Consider the following 14,936-nt stretch of genomic DNA (forward strand, 5'->3'; position numbering starts at 1 on the left):
GGGATGCGGGCGGCGGCCGGGGCCCGCGCCTCTCAGAGCAGCCGCTCGGCTCCTCGGGTGATCTCGAAGACGATGCCGTGCGGATGGCGCAGCGCGAGCGCGTCCGCATGGCCGAATCCTCGCATCGCCGCACGGATGAGGCGGCCGATCATCTCGTGCGTGACGATCAGCGGTGTGCCCTCGCCCGCCCAGGAGCACTCGTCCAGCGCGCGGAGCGCCCGTGGGCGTGCGGAGGCGTAGCTCTCGCCGCCGGGGAACGCCCAGCCGTAGCGGTTCTCCGATCTCAAGGCGCGAATGCCGGGGTCGGCCTCCTCGAGTTCGTCCCAGGTGCGTCCCGCGAAGGACCCGTGGTGCACCTCGGCGAGTTCGTCCACCGTGACGACCTCGACATCCAGGTGCGTCGCGACCATCTCGGCGGTCCGTCGTGCGCGTCCCAGCGGACTCGTGCAGACGAACCCGACGCCGGCTCCCTCGAGCCGTCGCGCGATCTCGTTCGCGTGCCCGACACCGGCCTCGGTCAGCGGGGAGTCGAGCTGCCCCTGCAGCCGGTGCTCGCGATTCCACACGGTCTGGCCGTGCCGGGCCAGGAACAGGCGCTCCGGCATCCGCAGGTCGTGTCGGGACATGCCCACAGAATGGCATACGGGTGTCGTGCGGCGCAGTCGCCGGCGCGATGTCGACGGCCGCCCCGGCGCAGCGGGTCAGTCGACGCCGAGGAACGAACGGTCGGTGAGGATGATGGGGCCGTCCTCGGTGATCGCGACGGTGTGCTCGGAGTGGGAGCCGCGGGATCCATCGGCGCTGCGCAGCGTCCAGCCGTCGGGATCCGTCACCAGCTCGTCGGTCGTCGCGAGGAACCAGGGCTCGAGCGCCATCACGAGGCCCGCGCGCAGGGGGAAGCCGCGTCCGGGGCGCCCGTCGTTGGGCACGTGCGGGTCGCCGTGCATGATGCGGCCGACGCCGTGGCCGCCGAAGTCGGTGTTGATCGAGTAGCCCTCGCTATGGGCGACGGCGGCGATCGAGGCGGAGATGTCACCGATGCGGTTGCCGACCACGGCGGCGGCGATGGCTGCATCCAGGGCGCGCTCGCTGGTGTCGATGAGGCGCAGGTCCTCGTCGCGGGGCGTGCCCACCACGAACGAGACGGCGGAGTCTGCGACCCACCCGTCGACCGAGACCGCGAAGTCCAGAGACACGAGATCGCCGTCGCGCAGCGTGTAGTCGTGCGGCAGGCCGTGCAGCACGGCGTCGTTCACCGACGTGCAGATGACCTTCCCGAAGGGGCTCGCACCGAACGAGGGGTGGTAGTCGATGTAGCAGGACTCCGCGCCGGCCTTGCGGATCATGTCATGCGCGCGACGATCGATCGAGAGCAGGTTCGTGCCCACCTTGGTCTCGGCGCGCAGCGTCGCCAGCGTCTCCGCCACGAAGCGTCCGGCCGCCCGCATCTCCTCGATCTCGGCGGGGGTGCGCAGTTCGATCATTCCCAGTCCTCTCGTCGCATCCATTCTCTCCTACCCCGCGCCAGGGGGACGCTCACAGCGAACGTGCGGATCCGGGCCTGCACCCGCGACGTAGCATCGCGGTATGTGGATCCGGCGCGCGTTCTTCTCCTGGCTGTTCCCGGCCGCTCTCGTGCTGCCGCTCTGGCTGTTCATCGGCTGGGGCGTGTTCCAGGCGGGCGGGTTCGCGTTCTTCTGGGTGCTGTTCGTGGCGTTGCCGTCCGTGCTGGTGGGCGAGGTGGGTCTCGCGCTTTTTGTCCGGGCGCGTCCCACCGTGCGCGAGGAACGCGCCGTCTCCTGGCGCGACGTCATCGGATTCACCGTGTGGCACGGCCTCACGATCGCGCTCGGCTTCTTCCCGAAGGACGCGTTCGGCTGGCTCCTTGCCGGCACGATCGTCGCCTTCCTCGGCCTGTTCTGGTCCACGCTCTGGCAGCTCTGGAAGGACGTGGCGGACCGCGGAAGGGCGGCATTCGTAATCGACCCCGACACGATGCGGGCGACGGTCGCCGGAGAGCAGAGCGAGCCCGTGCGGGAGCGAGCGAGCCGCAACGGGGACGTCATCGTCATCACCGAGACGGGGAACACCGGCGAGGATCGCTCGGGGCACTGAGTCCGCCCTTCGACGCATCGCTCCGCGTTTTGGCGCGGGTCCTGATTCATGGCAGAATGGTTCTTTGTGCCGTGAACCGGTTCTGCCTCAGGGGAACCCGCGGACGCCTCGTGCGCCGCTCGGCACAGACTTCCGTTTTCATTCCTTCCCACATGCATGCGACCTGAGGCGAGTGCAGAGAGAGACGATCATGCAGATCCTCGACGCCGTCGATGCGGCTTCGCTCCGCTCCGACATCCCCGAGTTCTTCCCCGGCGACACCGTCAAGGTGCACGTCAACATCATCGAGGGCAGCCGCTCCCGTATCCAGGTCTTCCAGGGCGTCGTCATCGGCCGCTCGGGCGACGGTGTGCGCGAGACCTTCGCGGTCCGCAAGATCAGCTTCCAGGTGGGCGTCGAGCGCACCTTCCCGGTGCACTCCCCGGTGATCGACCACATCGAGGTCGTCACCCGCGGTGACGTGCGTCGCGCGAAGCTGTACTACCTCCGCAACCTGCGCGGCAAGAAGGCGAAGATCAAGGAGAAGCGCGACGCGCGCTGATCCCATTCGGCTTTCGAACAAGCGCCCCGAGACACGGTTCTCGGGGCGCTTGTTCATTCCCCGGACATGAGAAGCTGGATGGCGCCGTCGACCGACGGCCGAGGTCTGTGAAGGATGGCGCATGACGGAAGAGATCGCGGCCGGATCCGCTGATGCGGTGCGGGTGCAGACGACGCCGCGACGACGCGGCTGGGTGATCTTCCTCCGTGACGTCGTGGTGATCCTCCTCATCGCGGTGCTGGTCTCCTTCCTCGTGAAGACCTTCGTGGTGCGCAGCTTCTACATCCCGTCCGGCTCGATGGAGAACACGCTTCTCGTCAAGGACCGGATCCTCGTCGACGAGATCACGCCGCACTGGAACGGCTATCACCGCGGCGATGTCGTCGTCTTCAAGGATCCGGGCGGCTGGTTGCCGCCGGCGCCGCCGCAGACGCCACGATCGCCGCTGCTCGAGGCAGGGGAGTGGTTCCTGACGCTGATCGGCGTCGCCGCCCCCGATTCGGACGACCATCTGGTCAAGCGGCTCATCGGGCTGCCGGGCGACCACGTCGTGTGCTGCAACTCGCTGGGGCAGATCACCGTCAACGGAGCCCCGATCGACGAGTCGTCCTATCTCAAGCCGGGCGTAGGCGACTCCCGTGCGTCCAGCGTCCCATTCGACGTCACGGTGCCGAAGGGCGCGGTGTGGGTGCTCGGTGACAACCGCACGCGCTCCGAGGACTCCCGGTATCACCAGGACCAGCCGGGAGGCGGGTTCGTGCCCAAGGAGAACATCGTCGGGCGCGCGTTCCTCACCACCTGGCCGTTCGACCGGTTCGGTCTCATCGACGGCCACTACGCCGTCTTCAACGGAGTGTCGAGCCAGAAGCCGCAGGGGCGCCGCCGTGGCGGTCGTCGAGCCTAGCCTGGTCCTCGAGCGGCGGCTGCTGCGCGAGCACTCCCATCTGATCGCCCTGGACGAGGTCGGACGGGGCGCCCTTGCCGGTCCCGTCGCCGTAGGCGCCACGGTCGTGGACGCGGCGGCGGCCCGGCGCCGCGTGCCGCAGGGGCTGCGGGATTCCAAGCTGGTGCCGGAGAAGCGCCGGCCCGAGGTCGCCGATCGCGCCGGAGCCTGGGCTCCCGCGAGCGCCGTCGGATGGGCAACGAGCGCCGAGATCGACGAGGTCGGCATCATGCGCGCGCTGGGCCTCGCCGCCTCCCGCGCCATCATCGCCGCGTGCGGAGAGGCGTGGGAGGCCTCATCGGCACTCGTGATCCTCGACGGCAATCACGACTACGTCTCCGCCGTGCACCCCGGACCCCTGACCGTGCGCTCGATCATCAAGGCGGACCGCGACTGCGCATCCGTGGCGGCGGCCTCCGTCCTGGCCAAGGTGGCGCGCGACGCGCTCATGGTCGAGCTCGCTCCCGAGTTCCCGGACTATCAGTGGGACCGCAACAAGGGTTACGCGAGCAGCGAGCACCGCGAGGCGATCCGGCTGCGGGGTCTCACGCGCCATCACCGCTCCTCCTGGGCGATCGCCGACGCGCCCACCCTGTTCTGAGCACCCGCGAGAATGCGGCTCTGCCGAGGCGGCTCTCGTAGGATGGGGGGATCATGGATGACGACGCCTTCGACGACTACGACCGTGAGCTCGAGCTCGCCCTGTACCGCGAGTACCGCGACGTGGTCCTTCAGTTCCAGTACGTGGTCGAGACCGAGCGTCGGTTCTACCTCGCGAACGAGGTCAACGTGGTGCGCCGCGACACGGAGCACGACTTCTACTTCGAAGTGTCCATGAACGACGTCTGGGTGTGGGACATCTACCGCGCCGACCGCTTCGTGAAGTCGGTGCGCGTGCTGACGTTCAAGGACGTGAACGTCGAGGAGCTGTCGCGCCGCGAGTTCGAACTGCCCCAGGAGCTCTCGCTCGACGGAGAGTGATCCCGGACCGGGGAGCGCAAAGCCCCGAGAGCTCTGGCTCGACGGGGGCACTCTCCAAGCATCGAGTCGTCCCCATCAGCGGACCCTATGGTGTGCGCTGATGGGGACGACTCGGTAATAGCTGGTGCCGTGGGGGCGGTCGTCCTCCCCAGGCGAGTGAATCTGCCGGTTCCGCACCGGTTGCGCGAACGGGGCTGCACGCGCGGCTGCCGGCACGCAGGCTGTCTGTCATGGCAGCCAAGGACGATCTCGGACGCGCGGGGGAGGACCGCGCCGCCGAGCACCTGACCCGACTCGGATACCGGATCCTCGACCGCAACTGGCGGTGCGATGAAGGCGAGCTCGACATCGTCGCGCAGCGCGACGGGGGGCTCGCGTTCGTCGAGGTGAAGACCAGGCGGACGCTCGACTACGGGCACCCCTTCGAAGCGATCGACAAGCGCAAGCGGCAGCGGCTGTGGCGTCTTGTGCACGTCTGGGTGCGCGCGCATCCGATGGCGAGCGCGGGGCGCGCCCTGCGGCTCGAGGCCATCGGGATCGTGGGCGCGGACCCGGCAGCCGGCAGCCTCGAGCACCTGCGGGATCTGCGATGACCGCGCGCACCTGGTCCGTCGCGCTGACCGGTCTGAACGGGCACATGGTCGACGTCGAGGCCGATCTCTCGCAGCAGACCCCGGGCTTCGACCTCATCGGGCTCGCGGATCGCGCGCTCGGCGAGGCCGTGCGCCGTGTGCACAACGCGTGCCGCAACAGCGGCCTCGACCTGCCCCGGCGCAAGCTCACGGTGAACCTCTCGCCGGCCAGCCTGCCCAAGCACGGGTCGGCGTTCGACCTGGCCATCGCGATCGCGGCGTTCGGCACGGCGGGATCCCTGGATCCGGCCTCGCTCGCGCGCACCGTGCACCTCGGCGAGCTCGGCCTGGACGGGCGGCTGCGACCCGTCCCCGGGGTGCTGCCCGCGCTGCACGCGGCGCGGGAGGCCGGATTCGGGCGTGCCGTCGTCCCGGTGGCGAACGAGGCGGAGGCGCGACTCGTGCCAGGGCTCGAGGTGCACGCGGCGGTGAGTCTCGCGCATGTGGCGCTGCTGCACGGAGCCGACCTCGCCGACCCCGGGGATCCGGAGCCGGTGCGGGCCGTCGCGACGCAGGCGTCGAGCGGCCCGCCGCCGGAACTCGCCGACGTGATCGGCCAGGACGAGGCGGTCTCCGCCCTGGTCGCCGCCGCGGCCGGCGGCCACCATCTGCTCCTCTCCGGGCCGCCGGGCGCGGGCAAGACCATGCTGGCGCGCAGGCTCGCGGGGATACTCCCCGACCTGGATGAGGAGGTCGCGCTCGAGACCGCATCGATCCGCTCCCTGATGGGGGAGAGCGTCACCCGGCTGGATCGTCGCCCGCCCTTCGTCGCCCCGCACCACAACGCGTCGATCGCGGCGCTGATCGGCGGCGGATCGCGCGCGGCTCGTCCGGGGGCGATCGCCCGCGCGCACGGCGGACTGCTCTTCCTCGACGAGGCGGCCGAGGCGCCCGGCGGCGTCCTGGAGGCGCTCCGGCAGCCCCTCGAAGCAGGCATGATCGAGATCCATCGGGCGGCGTTCACGACCCGCTTCCCTGCGCGGTTCCAGCTGGTCCTGGCGACGAATCCGTGTCCGTGCGGGGCATTCGGGGTGATCGGCGAGGAGTGCATCTGCCCGCCATCCGCGATCCGGCGCTACGCGGCGCGGCTGTCTGGGCCGATCAGGGACCGGCTCGACATCGAGGTGCGGGTCGCCCGCGTGTCCGCGGTCCAGGCCACAGCCGAGGAGCGGGGCTCGCTCTCGACGGCCGACGCGCGTGGGCAGGTCGAGGCCGCCCGCGACCGCGCGGCGCGGCGATGGCGAGGAACGCCGTGGCGTCTCAACGCGCACGTGCCAGGCACCTGGCTGCGCCAAGGCGAGTTCCGGCTCCCGGCCGAGGCGCGGGCGCCGCTGGACCGAGCGCTGCAGCGCGGCGCCCTCACGCTGCGCGGATACGACCGGGTGCTGCGGATGGCGTGGTCGGTGGCCGATCTGGCGGGCGCGGACGCCCCCGGGCTCGCGCACGTCGGACGTGCGCTCTTCCTGAAGAAGGGGATCATGACATGAACGACGCGGAACGCACGGCGGCGGGTCCGGACCTCGCCCCCACGGCTCGGCGTACCCCGAGCCCCGCGGAGATGAGAGCCGCGCTGCGAAACGTGCGCGAAGACGCCCGCTTCCTCGCGGCAGCCGTGGGGATCCGCCCCGACGCCGGCGAGCCCGGCGTCCGGGACGCTCTGATCTGGGGCCTCGTCGCCGAGCCCGGCGACGGCGTCGCGGGAGCCCTCGTCGCGGCCCTCGGGGCCACGGAGGCGCTGGACATGGTGGCAGGCGGATACGGCGGTTCCGGGATGCCGGCGGATGACGAACGCCCCGCGGCGGGGGCGGTTCGGGACGGGCGTCGTCGATGGGCGCCCCGGCTCGATCCGGAACCGCATCTGGCCGGCCTGCGAGCGGCGGCGCGCGTCGGTGCGAGGCTCCTGCTCCCGACGGATCCGGAATGGCCGCCGTCCGTGGCCGACCTCGGCGCGCACGCTCCGCTCGCGCTCTGGCTGCGGGGTGACCCTGCGGCGCTGGCCGGCTCCGGCGTGGCGCTCGTCGGCGCGCGGGCCTCCTCGAGCTACGGCGAGCACGTGGCGGGGGAGTTCGCGGGAGAGCTCGCCGCGGAGGGGCGCGTGATCGTCTCCGGAGGCGCGTACGGAATCGACGGCACCGCCCACCGGGCTGCGCTGCGCGCCGGCGGCATGACGGTGGCGGTGCTGGCCGGCGGCGTGGATCGGCCGTACCCGAGCGGGCATGCGCAGTTGTTCGAGCGGATCGCCGCGAGCGGCGCGCTCGTGAGCGAGGTCGCGTGCGGCGTCGCACCGACGAAGTGGAGGTTCCTGGCTCGCAACCGGCTGATCAGCGCGCTCTCCGCCGCGACGATCGTCGTCGAGGCAGGGCAGCGCAGCGGATCCCTGAACACCGCGGGGCATGCGGCCGCTCTCGGCAGGCCGCTCGGTGCCGTGCCGGGGCCGATCACCTCGACGGCGTCGGCGGGATGTCATCGGCTGCTGCGCGACTACGACGCGTGCTGTGTCACGTCGGTGGCGGACGTGCGGGAGTTGCTCGGAGGGGCGCCAGTCGCGGCGACGAGGCGTGCGGAGGATCCGGACATGGTGCGCCTGGCCGATGCCCTGAACGTGCGCGTGGCGCGCGGCAGCACGGAGCTGGCGCAGCGCAGCGGGCTGAGCATCGATCGCGTGGAGGCGCTTCTCGGCGTCCTCGAGCTGGACGGCGGCGCCGTCCGTTCCGAACGCGGGTGGCGCAGTGTCCTGCGGTGAGGGCATCCTGCACCGAGTCGATACCGCGCCCGCGCGTGCTCCTGCTGCTGCGGCGCAGAGGAGCGCATGCTGGAGCCATGCGCGTATCCGAGGCCGCCGCGGCGTTCACGACGCACCTCACCCAGGTGCGCCGGCTCTCCCTGGCGACGGTGCGGGCATACCGCTCGGATCTGGCAGACCTCGCCGCCTCCACGGCGGATGCGGAACTCGCCGATGTCGACCTGGAGGCGCTGCGGGACTGGCTGTGGCGCGCCACGCAGCGCGGCGATGCGCGCTCGACGCTGGCTCGTCGGACCGCGGCGGTGCGCTCGTTCTTCTCCTGGGCGGCCGAGACCGGCCTCGTCGGCATCGACCCCGCGCTGCGCCTCGTGACCCCCAAGCGCGGGCGCACGCTGCCGGCGGTCGCCTCGGCCGACGCGATGCGGGTGCTGCTGGACGAGGCGCGCGACGGGGCGCTCGACGGGGATCCGATCCGGCTGCGGGACAGCGCGATCCTCGAGCTCCTGTACGGATCCGGCATGCGCGTCTCCGAGCTGTGCGGGCTGGCCGTCGACGACCTCGACCTCGACCGCGGCACCGCGCGCGTGCTCGGCAAGGGAGACAAGGAGCGCGTCGTGCCGTTCGGCGCTCCGGCGCGCGACGCGGTGGCGAAGTATCTGCGCCGGGCGCGCCCCGTGCTCGTGGCGCGTGCCGAGCGGCCGGGCCCTGCGCTGTTCCGCGGATCCAGAGGGGGAGCGCTCGGACCGCGCACGGTGTACGAACTGGTCGCCCGCGTGCTCGCGCCCGTCATCGGCGCCGAGACCGTGGGCCCCCACGCCCTCCGCCACTCCGCGGCCACGCATCTGCTCGACGGCGGGGCCGACCTGCGCGCGGTGCAGGAGATCCTCGGTCACGCGAGTCTCGGGACCACGCAGATCTACACCCACGTCTCGGCGGAGCGGCTCACCGCGAGCTACCGGCTGGCGCATCCGCGCGCGTGACGACTCCGCGCCTGACGGCGCCGTCGGGGAGCGTCCTCGCGCCCGTGCGTGACGCGTTCAGCAGCCGCCGGCACCGCAGGGGAGCAGCACCGCACGCGGCACCCCGCCGAACAGCAGCATCGGATTGATGTAGGCGCCGTTCCACCGCACGCCGACGTGCAGCGCGCCCGCCGGGGTGTGTCCGCCGACGGACAGGGTCGCGATCGCATCTCCTCGCCGTACGACGACCCCGGCGCTCAGGTCGGACCGCACGGGCTCGAGCGTGGTGACGAGGCCGTCGCCGTGGTCGATGGTCAGGAGCGGCCGGTCGACGACCACGCCGCGGAAGGCGACGACCCCCGACGCCGGCGCCCGCACCGATCCCTGGGTCGCCGCGACGTCCATCCCGCGATGGCCCGGTCCGTAGTCGTGCGCGGGCGCGCGGAACGGGGCGATCACCGTGCGCGCGCCCTCGACCGGCCACAGCCAGTCGCCGGCGGGCAGGGGATCGGGATCGCCGACGGCTCGGCGCGCGCCCGGGGCGACCCCCGCGACGGCGGCTCCGCCCGGAGCGGCCACAGGCCTGGCGATCGCCGAGGGTCTGGCGATCGCCACGGGCGTCGCAGCCGGGAGGAGCACCGGGACGAGGCCGCCGAGCAGCCCGGTCGCGACGGCGACCGCGACAATCGAGGGGCGGCGAGCGGGGGCGGGTGCGACAGAGCAGGGAGAGGATCGGGGCATGCCCCGATCCTGCGCCGCTCGATCCGCGCGCGGAGGGGCGTCTGCGCAATCGGTGGAAAGCACGCGGCGCGGCGCGATTGTGCGGGCGGAACGCGCGCGATCCAAGGCCCCGACCCTGATATGCTTGCAGGGCATCCCGTATGTCGGGGTGACTACGCGTGCCCACAGCGTTCACCGTGGCGAACACTCCACAGGTCTCTCGAAAGAGAGCGGAGTGCGCGCCGGGCACCAGGATCGCCGATCGCTCGATCGGCAGCACAACCTCAACCAACAAGGAGTACGACCATGGCCGTCGTCACCATCCGCCAGCTGCTCGACAGCGGCGTTCACTTCGGACACCAGACCCGTCGGTGGAACCCGAAGGTGAAGCGCTTCATCCTCACGGAGCGCAGCGGGATCCACATCATCGACCTGCAGCAGTCGCTGGGCTACATCGACAAGGCCTACGACTTCGTCAAGGAGACCGTCGCGCACGGCGGCACCATCCTCTTCGTCGGCACCAAGAAGCAGGCGCAGGAGATCCTCGCCGAGCAGGCCACCCGCGTGGGCCAGCCCTTCGTGAACCAGCGCTGGCTCGGTGGCCTCCTCACCAACTTCTCCACCATCTCGAAGCGCCTCGCCCGGATGAAGGAGCTCGAGGAGCTCGACTACGAGACCCCGGCGAACAGCGGCTTCACCAAGAAGGAGCTGCTGCTCAAGAAGCGCGAGCTCGACAAGCTGCACAAGTCGCTGGGCGGCATCCGCAACCTGACCAAGACCCCGTCGGCCCTGTGGGTCGTCGACGCCAAGCGCGAGCACCTCGCCATCGACGAGGCCAAGAAGCTCGGCATCCCGGTGATCGGCATCCTCGACACCAACGCGGACCCGGATGACTTCCAGTACCCGATCCCCGGCAACGACGACGCGATCCGCTCCGTCTCGCTGCTGACCCGCATCATCGCCGACGCCGCGGCCGAGGGCCTGCAGCTCAAGCACAACCCCGAGGTCGGCGACGCCGAGCCGCTCGCCGAGTGGGAGCAGGAGCTGCTCGAGGGTGGCGAGGCGCAGACCGCTGCGACCGAGTCCGCCGCGGACGAGGCCGGTGCCGCCGCGCACGACGAGGCGATCGCCGCTGCCGCGGACGAGACGGTGACCGAGGTCGCCGCCGCCGAGTCGACCGAGGCTGAGGCGACGGACGCCGGCGCCGAGTCCGCCGACAAGTAATCGCGGTCCGTCGGCCGGCGCAAGCCGGCCGGCTCGCAACCACCACGCACACACACGAAGCAAGGAGCCACCACAACATGGCCAACTTCACCATCGCCGACATCAAGGCGCTGCGTGAGCAGCTCGGCACGGGAATGGTCGACACCAAGAAGGCGCTCGAGGAGGCTGACGGCAACGTCGAGAAGGCCGTCGAGATCCTCCGCCTGAAGGGTGCGAAGGGCAACGCCAAGCGCGCGGACCGTTCCACCAGCGAGGGCCTCGTCGTCGCCCGTGAGCAGGACGGCGCCGTGACGCTCGTCGAGCTCGCCTGCGAGACGGACTTCGTCGCGAAGAACGATCGCTTCATCGCGCTGGCCGACAAGGTCGCCGACGCCGTGGCCGCCATCAAGGCGGACTCCGTCGAGGCGGCCCTCGCGGCCGACGCCGGCGGCCAGACCGTCGAGCAGCTGATCTCGGACGAGGCGGCGATCATCGGCGAGAAGGTCGAACTGCGTCGCGTCGCGACCATCTCGGGCGACAAGACCGAGGTGTACCTGCACCGCACGAGCAAGGACCTCCCGCCGCAGATCGGTGTCGTCGTCGCCTACACGGGTGACGACGCGGAGACCGCTCGCAGCATCGCTCAGCACATCTCGTTCGCGAACCCCTCCTACCTCACCCGTGAGGACGTCCCCGCCGCGGACGTGGAGAAGGAGCGCGAGATCGTCACCGAGATCTCCCGCAACGAGGGCAAGCCCGAGGCCGCCCTGCCGAAGATCGTCGAGGGTCGCGTGACCGCGTTCTTCAAGCAGGTCGCCCTGCTCGAGCAGGACTACGCCAAGGACAACAAGCTGTCCGTGGGCCAGGTCGCGAAGGACGCCGGTCTGAACGTGACCGGCTTCGCCCGCTTCAAGGTCGGCGCGTAGCATCATCGAAGGGGTTCGGATCCACCAGGATCCGAACCCCTTCGTCATGCCCCGGGTTTCGATGCGTCGCACGGCGCATCTCCCGAGATCTTCCGTGCTCGCGCACGGTAGTTTGTTCCACGGATGAGAGGAAGCACTCCATGACCGAACGACAGGGTCGACGTCGCGTCGTCCTCAAGCTCTCCGGTGAGGCCTTCGGCGGCGGCCAGCTCGGGGTCAACCCCGACATCGTCAGCCAGATCGCCCGGGAGATCGCCGCAGCCACCGACCGCGTCGAGATCGCGGTCGTCGTCGGCGGCGGCAACTTCTTCCGCGGTGCGGAGCTGAGCCAGCGCGGTATGGACCGCTCCCGCGCCGACTACATGGGCATGCTGGGCACCGTCATGAACGCGCTCGCGCTGCAGGACTTCCTGGAGCAGGCGGGCGCCTCGCCGCGCGTGCAGTCCGCGATCGCGATGACCCAGGTCGCGGAGCCGTACCTGCCGCTCCGCGCGGAGCGGCACATGGAGAAGAGCCGCGTCGTGATCTTCGGCGCCGGTGCGGGGCTGCCGTACTTCTCCACCGACACGGTCGCCGCGCAGCGCGCGCTGGAGATCGGCGCCGACGAGGTCCTCGTGGCCAAGAACGGCGTCGACGCGATCTACACCGCCGACCCGAAGAAGGACGCGTCGGCGGAGCGGATCGAGGAGATCACCTTCCAAGATGCGCTCGTGCGCGGCCTCAAGGTCGTCGACTCCACAGCGTTCAGCCTGTGCATGGACAACGGCATGGACATGCGCGTGTTCGGCATGGAGCCCGCGGGGAACATCACCCGCGCGCTGCTGGGCGAGCCGATCGGAACCCGCGTCATCGCCTGAACGCATCGGATCCCCGGACCGCGCCGCAGGGCGTCTGGCCGGGGATCCGTGCATCCTCCCCGATAGACTGGGGACGCAACCCCCTGACGAATAGGAGCCACCGTGATCGCGGATGTCCTCGCCGACACCACCTCCCGCATGCAGCGCGCCGTCGAGGCCGCCAAGGAGGACTTCAGCACGGTGCGCACCGGCCGTGCCAACCCGCAGATGTTCCAGAAGGTCCTGGTGGACTACTACGGCACGCCGACTCCGCTCGCCCAGCTCGCGTCGCTGGCCAACCCCGAGGCGCGTTCGCTGATCATCACGCCGTACGACAAGTCGGCGCTCAAGGCCATCGAGCAGGCGGTCCGCGACATGCCGAACCTGGGCGCGAACCCGACGAACGACGGCAACATCGTGCGCGTCACGATGCCCGAGCTCACAGCCGACCGTCGCAAGGAGTACGTCAAGCTCGTGAAGAGCAAGGGCGAGGACGCGAAGGTGCACGTCCGTGGCATCCGTCGCAAGGCGAAGGATGAGCTGGACGGCCTGAAGAGCGATCTCGGCGAGGACGAGATCGCTCGCGGCGAGAAGGAGCTCGATGCCCTCACGCGCCAGCACGTCGACCTCATCGACGAGGCTGTCAAGCGCAAAGAGGCCGAGCTGCTCGAGGTCTGAGACCGTCCATGAGCACCCCGTCCGACGACGACGCGTCGAGGATCCCCCCGCGGCCGCCGCTTCCGCCGCGTACCGGCGAGAGCGCGCCCGCGCGCACCGGTGACAACCTGCAGGCGCAGTTCCGGGCGAAGAAGGCGGAGCTCGAGACGCACGTCTCGCATGCCCGTGACCAGCTGGATCAGGCGAACGAGCGCATCAAGGAGCGCACCGGCCGCGACCTCGTGGTCGCGATCGGTGTCGGCCTGCTGATCGGCGGCGTGATCCTCGCTTCGCTGCTGTTCGCGAAGTGGTCGTTCGTCGTGATCGGCCTCGCGATCATCCTGCTCGCCGTCTGGGAGCTGGTGCTCGCGCTGCGCAGCGGCGGGCGCAAGGTCGACCTGTGGCCGCAGCTCGTGCTCGGCGCCCTGCTGGCCGCCGGCGGCTACTTCGCCGATCCCTGGCTGACCTGGGTCATGCTCTTCGTCGCGGTGTTCGGCGTCGTCGTCTGGCGCCTCGTCTCGCAGATGATCGCGAAGGACGGACGCACCTACGGCGACGTCCTGACGGACGCGATGGCCGGCGGGTTCATCCAGGTGTACGTGCCGTTCCTCGGAGCCCTCGTCCTGATGCTCCTGCGTCAGCCGCGCGGGGAGTGGTGGGTGCTCTCGCTCATCGTCGTGGTGGTCGCGGCCGACACCTGCGCGTACGCCTCCGGCCTGCTGTTCGGACGCGGCGGACGCCATCCGATGGCGCCGCGGGTGAGCCCCAAGAAGACCTGGGAGGGTTTCGCGGGCGCCGTGCTCGGATCCCTCGTCGCAGGCGCACTCGTGGGCGTCTACCTGCTCGGCGTACCGTGGTGGGCGGGAGTCATCCTCGGCGCCGGCCTGGTCGCCTCCGCGACCATCGGCGACCTCGGGGAGTCGCTGCTCAAGCGCGATCTCGGTATCAAGGACATGAGCTCCTGGCTTCCCGGTCACGGCGGACTGCTGGACCGGCTGGACAGCATGCTCCCCTCCGCCGTCATCGCCCTCGCCCTGTATTTCCTCCTCACCCCTCTGGCGGCAGCATGACCGATTCCGCATCGTCCGACCGCGCCATGTCCGGCGCCGCAGTGAGCTTCCCCGTGGTCCCTCGGCGTGAGAAGGGCTATCAGCGCGCCGCTGTCGACACGTTCCTGGCGCGCGCACGCGGCGCGTTCGAGGACGACGCCGATGGGGTCGGATCCGCGGACATCCGCGCGGCCTCGTTCCCGCTGGTACGCGGCGGCTACGACATCGCCGCTGTGGACGCCGCGCTGGCCAGGGTCGAGGAGGCGTTCGCGCAGCGCGAGCGCGCTCTCGTCGTCTCCACCGATGGCGCCTCGGCGTGGGTCGGAAAGGCGCGCACGGACGCTCAGGTGATCCTGGATCACCTGAGCCGCCCTCAGGGACGGAAGTTCGCGCGGACCGGCCTCCTCACCTTCGGCTACCGGATCGACGAGGTGGATCACGTCGCCAAGCGGGTCGTGCGCTTCCTCCGGGACGGCGACGCGCTGACCGCGGAGCAGGTGCGCCAGACCGCGTTCCGGATGCAGCGTCGGGGCTACCGCGAGGAGCAGGTCGACGCACTGCTCGACGCGACGATCGACGTGCTGCTCGCGATCCGTTGAACGGGGCGGATCAGGGCGCGGAGCGCATCGCG

At 70.8% G+C, this 14,936-nt stretch carries 18 protein-coding genes; 15 read left to right on the forward strand and 3 right to left on the reverse strand.

From position 1 onward, the window contains the following. Positions 1 to 32: 32 nt before the first annotated feature. Positions 33 to 626: a histidine phosphatase family protein gene (locus tag ACFC1J_RS01820; protein WP_375901954.1), complete on the reverse strand. Its 594-nt coding sequence runs from the start codon at positions 624 to 626 to the stop codon at positions 33 to 35. A gap of 75 nt (positions 627 to 701) precedes the next feature. Continuing rightward, a complete protein-coding gene (gene map / locus ACFC1J_RS01825) occupies positions 702 to 1,484 on the reverse strand; it encodes a type I methionyl aminopeptidase (protein WP_375901956.1) in 783 nt (260 codons plus the stop codon). Positions 1,485 to 1,587: 103 nt separating this feature from the next. Here map and ACFC1J_RS01830 point away from each other — a divergent pair, with 103 nt between their 5' ends. From ACFC1J_RS01830 to ACFC1J_RS01870, 9 genes are all read left to right on the forward strand, one after another. Next, the gene (locus ACFC1J_RS01830) at positions 1,588 to 2,115 is read left to right on the forward strand and encodes an MFS transporter permease (RefSeq protein WP_375901958.1); all 528 of its coding nucleotides are present in this window, start codon (positions 1,588 to 1,590) and stop codon (positions 2,113 to 2,115) included. 190 nt (positions 2,116 to 2,305) lie between these two features. After that, complete coding sequence (rplS, locus tag ACFC1J_RS01835) at positions 2,306 to 2,656, forward strand: 50S ribosomal protein L19 (protein ID WP_375901960.1); 351 nt, start codon at positions 2,306 to 2,308, stop codon at positions 2,654 to 2,656. Positions 2,657 to 2,777: 121 nt separating this feature from the next. After that, positions 2,778 to 3,560: a signal peptidase I gene (lepB, locus tag ACFC1J_RS01840; RefSeq protein ID WP_375901962.1), complete on the forward strand. Its 783-nt coding sequence runs from the start codon at positions 2,778 to 2,780 to the stop codon at positions 3,558 to 3,560. Beyond that, positions 3,541 to 4,200 (forward strand): ribonuclease HII, encoded by a 660-nt coding sequence (locus ACFC1J_RS01845; RefSeq protein WP_375901963.1) that lies wholly within the window; start codon positions 3,541 to 3,543, stop codon positions 4,198 to 4,200. The genes lepB and ACFC1J_RS01845 overlap by 20 nt, the downstream gene beginning before the upstream one ends. Positions 4,201 to 4,253: 53 nt before the next feature. After that, entirely contained in the window at positions 4,254 to 4,580 is a 327-nt protein-coding gene (locus tag ACFC1J_RS01850; protein WP_045273217.1) for a DUF2469 family protein, read from the forward strand. 230 nt (positions 4,581 to 4,810) lie between these two features. After that, complete coding sequence (locus ACFC1J_RS01855) at positions 4,811 to 5,173, forward strand: YraN family protein (RefSeq protein WP_375901965.1); 363 nt, start codon at positions 4,811 to 4,813, stop codon at positions 5,171 to 5,173. Continuing rightward, positions 5,170 to 6,699, forward strand: coding sequence for a YifB family Mg chelatase-like AAA ATPase (locus ACFC1J_RS01860; RefSeq protein ID WP_375901967.1), 1,530 nt, complete (start codon positions 5,170 to 5,172; stop codon positions 6,697 to 6,699). Before ACFC1J_RS01855 ends, ACFC1J_RS01860 begins: the two co-directional genes overlap by 4 nt. Next, positions 6,696 to 7,955: a DNA-processing protein DprA gene (dprA, locus tag ACFC1J_RS01865; RefSeq protein WP_375901969.1), complete on the forward strand. Its 1,260-nt coding sequence runs from the start codon at positions 6,696 to 6,698 to the stop codon at positions 7,953 to 7,955. Before ACFC1J_RS01860 ends, dprA begins: the two co-directional genes overlap by 4 nt. A 77-nt stretch (positions 7,956 to 8,032) precedes the next feature. Then, on the forward strand, positions 8,033 to 8,935 hold the full coding sequence (locus ACFC1J_RS01870; protein ID WP_375901971.1) for a tyrosine recombinase: 903 nt from the start codon (positions 8,033 to 8,035) through the stop codon (positions 8,933 to 8,935). Positions 8,936 to 8,992: 57 nt separating this feature from the next. Here ACFC1J_RS01870 and ACFC1J_RS01875 read toward each other — a convergent pair whose 3' ends face one another. Next, on the reverse strand, positions 8,993 to 9,655 hold the full coding sequence (locus tag ACFC1J_RS01875; RefSeq protein WP_375901972.1) for a murein hydrolase activator EnvC family protein: 663 nt from the start codon (positions 9,653 to 9,655) through the stop codon (positions 8,993 to 8,995). Between the two features lie 285 nt (positions 9,656 to 9,940). Between ACFC1J_RS01875 and rpsB the strand changes: the two genes are divergently transcribed. From rpsB to ACFC1J_RS01905, 6 genes are all read left to right on the forward strand, one after another. After that, positions 9,941 to 10,858 carry a 30S ribosomal protein S2 gene (gene rpsB, locus ACFC1J_RS01880; protein ID WP_375901974.1) on the forward strand — a complete coding sequence of 306 codons (918 nt, stop codon included), beginning with the start codon at positions 9,941 to 9,943 and terminating at the stop codon, positions 10,856 to 10,858. Between the two features lie 77 nt (positions 10,859 to 10,935). Then, a complete protein-coding gene (gene tsf, locus ACFC1J_RS01885; RefSeq protein ID WP_105687842.1) occupies positions 10,936 to 11,763 on the forward strand; it encodes a translation elongation factor Ts in 828 nt (275 codons plus the stop codon). A 140-nt stretch (positions 11,764 to 11,903) separates the two neighbouring features. After that, complete coding sequence (gene pyrH / locus ACFC1J_RS01890) at positions 11,904 to 12,620, forward strand: UMP kinase (RefSeq protein WP_045273203.1); 717 nt, start codon at positions 11,904 to 11,906, stop codon at positions 12,618 to 12,620. A gap of 102 nt (positions 12,621 to 12,722) precedes the next feature. Next, a complete protein-coding gene (gene frr, locus ACFC1J_RS01895) occupies positions 12,723 to 13,277 on the forward strand; it encodes a ribosome recycling factor (RefSeq protein WP_309337356.1) in 555 nt (184 codons plus the stop codon). Positions 13,278 to 13,285: 8 nt separating this feature from the next. Further along, positions 13,286 to 14,326, forward strand: a complete 1,041-nt coding sequence (locus ACFC1J_RS01900; RefSeq protein WP_375901977.1) for a phosphatidate cytidylyltransferase — start codon at positions 13,286 to 13,288, stop codon at positions 14,324 to 14,326. After that, positions 14,323 to 14,904 (forward strand): DivIVA domain-containing protein, encoded by a 582-nt coding sequence (locus ACFC1J_RS01905; protein ID WP_375901979.1) that lies wholly within the window; start codon positions 14,323 to 14,325, stop codon positions 14,902 to 14,904. Before ACFC1J_RS01900 ends, ACFC1J_RS01905 begins: the two co-directional genes overlap by 4 nt. The last annotated feature ends 32 nt before the right edge of the window (positions 14,905 to 14,936 follow it).

Origin of the sequence: Microbacterium sp. NPDC056052, assembly GCF_042266785.1 — a bacterium.
GTDB lineage: Bacteria > Actinomycetota > Actinomycetes > Actinomycetales > Microbacteriaceae > Microbacterium.

Bases quoted from the DNA above. Each gene is read 5' to 3' on its own strand.
- ACFC1J_RS01875 (WP_375901972.1), bottom strand. From the start codon at position 9,655: ATGCCCCGATCCTCTCCCTGCTCTGTCGCACCCGCCCCCGCTCGCCGC.
- ACFC1J_RS01870 (WP_375901971.1), top strand. From the start codon at position 8,033: ATGCGCGTATCCGAGGCCGCCGCGGCGTTCACGACGCACCTCACCCAG.
- ACFC1J_RS01860 (WP_375901967.1), top strand. From the start codon at position 5,170: ATGACCGCGCGCACCTGGTCCGTCGCGCTGACCGGTCTGAACGGGCAC.
- ACFC1J_RS01900 (WP_375901977.1), top strand. From the start codon at position 13,286: ATGAGCACCCCGTCCGACGACGACGCGTCGAGGATCCCCCCGCGGCCG.
- ACFC1J_RS01830 (WP_375901958.1), top strand. From the start codon at position 1,588: ATGTGGATCCGGCGCGCGTTCTTCTCCTGGCTGTTCCCGGCCGCTCTC.
- map (WP_375901956.1), bottom strand. From the start codon at position 1,484: ATGATCGAACTGCGCACCCCCGCCGAGATCGAGGAGATGCGGGCGGCC.
- tsf (WP_105687842.1), top strand. From the start codon at position 10,936: ATGGCCAACTTCACCATCGCCGACATCAAGGCGCTGCGTGAGCAGCTC.
- ACFC1J_RS01820 (WP_375901954.1), bottom strand. From the start codon at position 626: ATGTCCCGACACGACCTGCGGATGCCGGAGCGCCTGTTCCTGGCCCGG.
- ACFC1J_RS01905 (WP_375901979.1), top strand. From the start codon at position 14,323: ATGACCGATTCCGCATCGTCCGACCGCGCCATGTCCGGCGCCGCAGTG.
- rpsB (WP_375901974.1), top strand. From the start codon at position 9,941: ATGGCCGTCGTCACCATCCGCCAGCTGCTCGACAGCGGCGTTCACTTC.
- lepB (WP_375901962.1), top strand. From the start codon at position 2,778: ATGACGGAAGAGATCGCGGCCGGATCCGCTGATGCGGTGCGGGTGCAG.
- ACFC1J_RS01850 (WP_045273217.1), top strand. From the start codon at position 4,254: ATGGATGACGACGCCTTCGACGACTACGACCGTGAGCTCGAGCTCGCC.
- dprA (WP_375901969.1), top strand. From the start codon at position 6,696: ATGAACGACGCGGAACGCACGGCGGCGGGTCCGGACCTCGCCCCCACG.
- pyrH (WP_045273203.1), top strand. From the start codon at position 11,904: ATGACCGAACGACAGGGTCGACGTCGCGTCGTCCTCAAGCTCTCCGGT.
- ACFC1J_RS01855 (WP_375901965.1), top strand. From the start codon at position 4,811: ATGGCAGCCAAGGACGATCTCGGACGCGCGGGGGAGGACCGCGCCGCC.
- rplS (WP_375901960.1), top strand. From the start codon at position 2,306: ATGCAGATCCTCGACGCCGTCGATGCGGCTTCGCTCCGCTCCGACATC.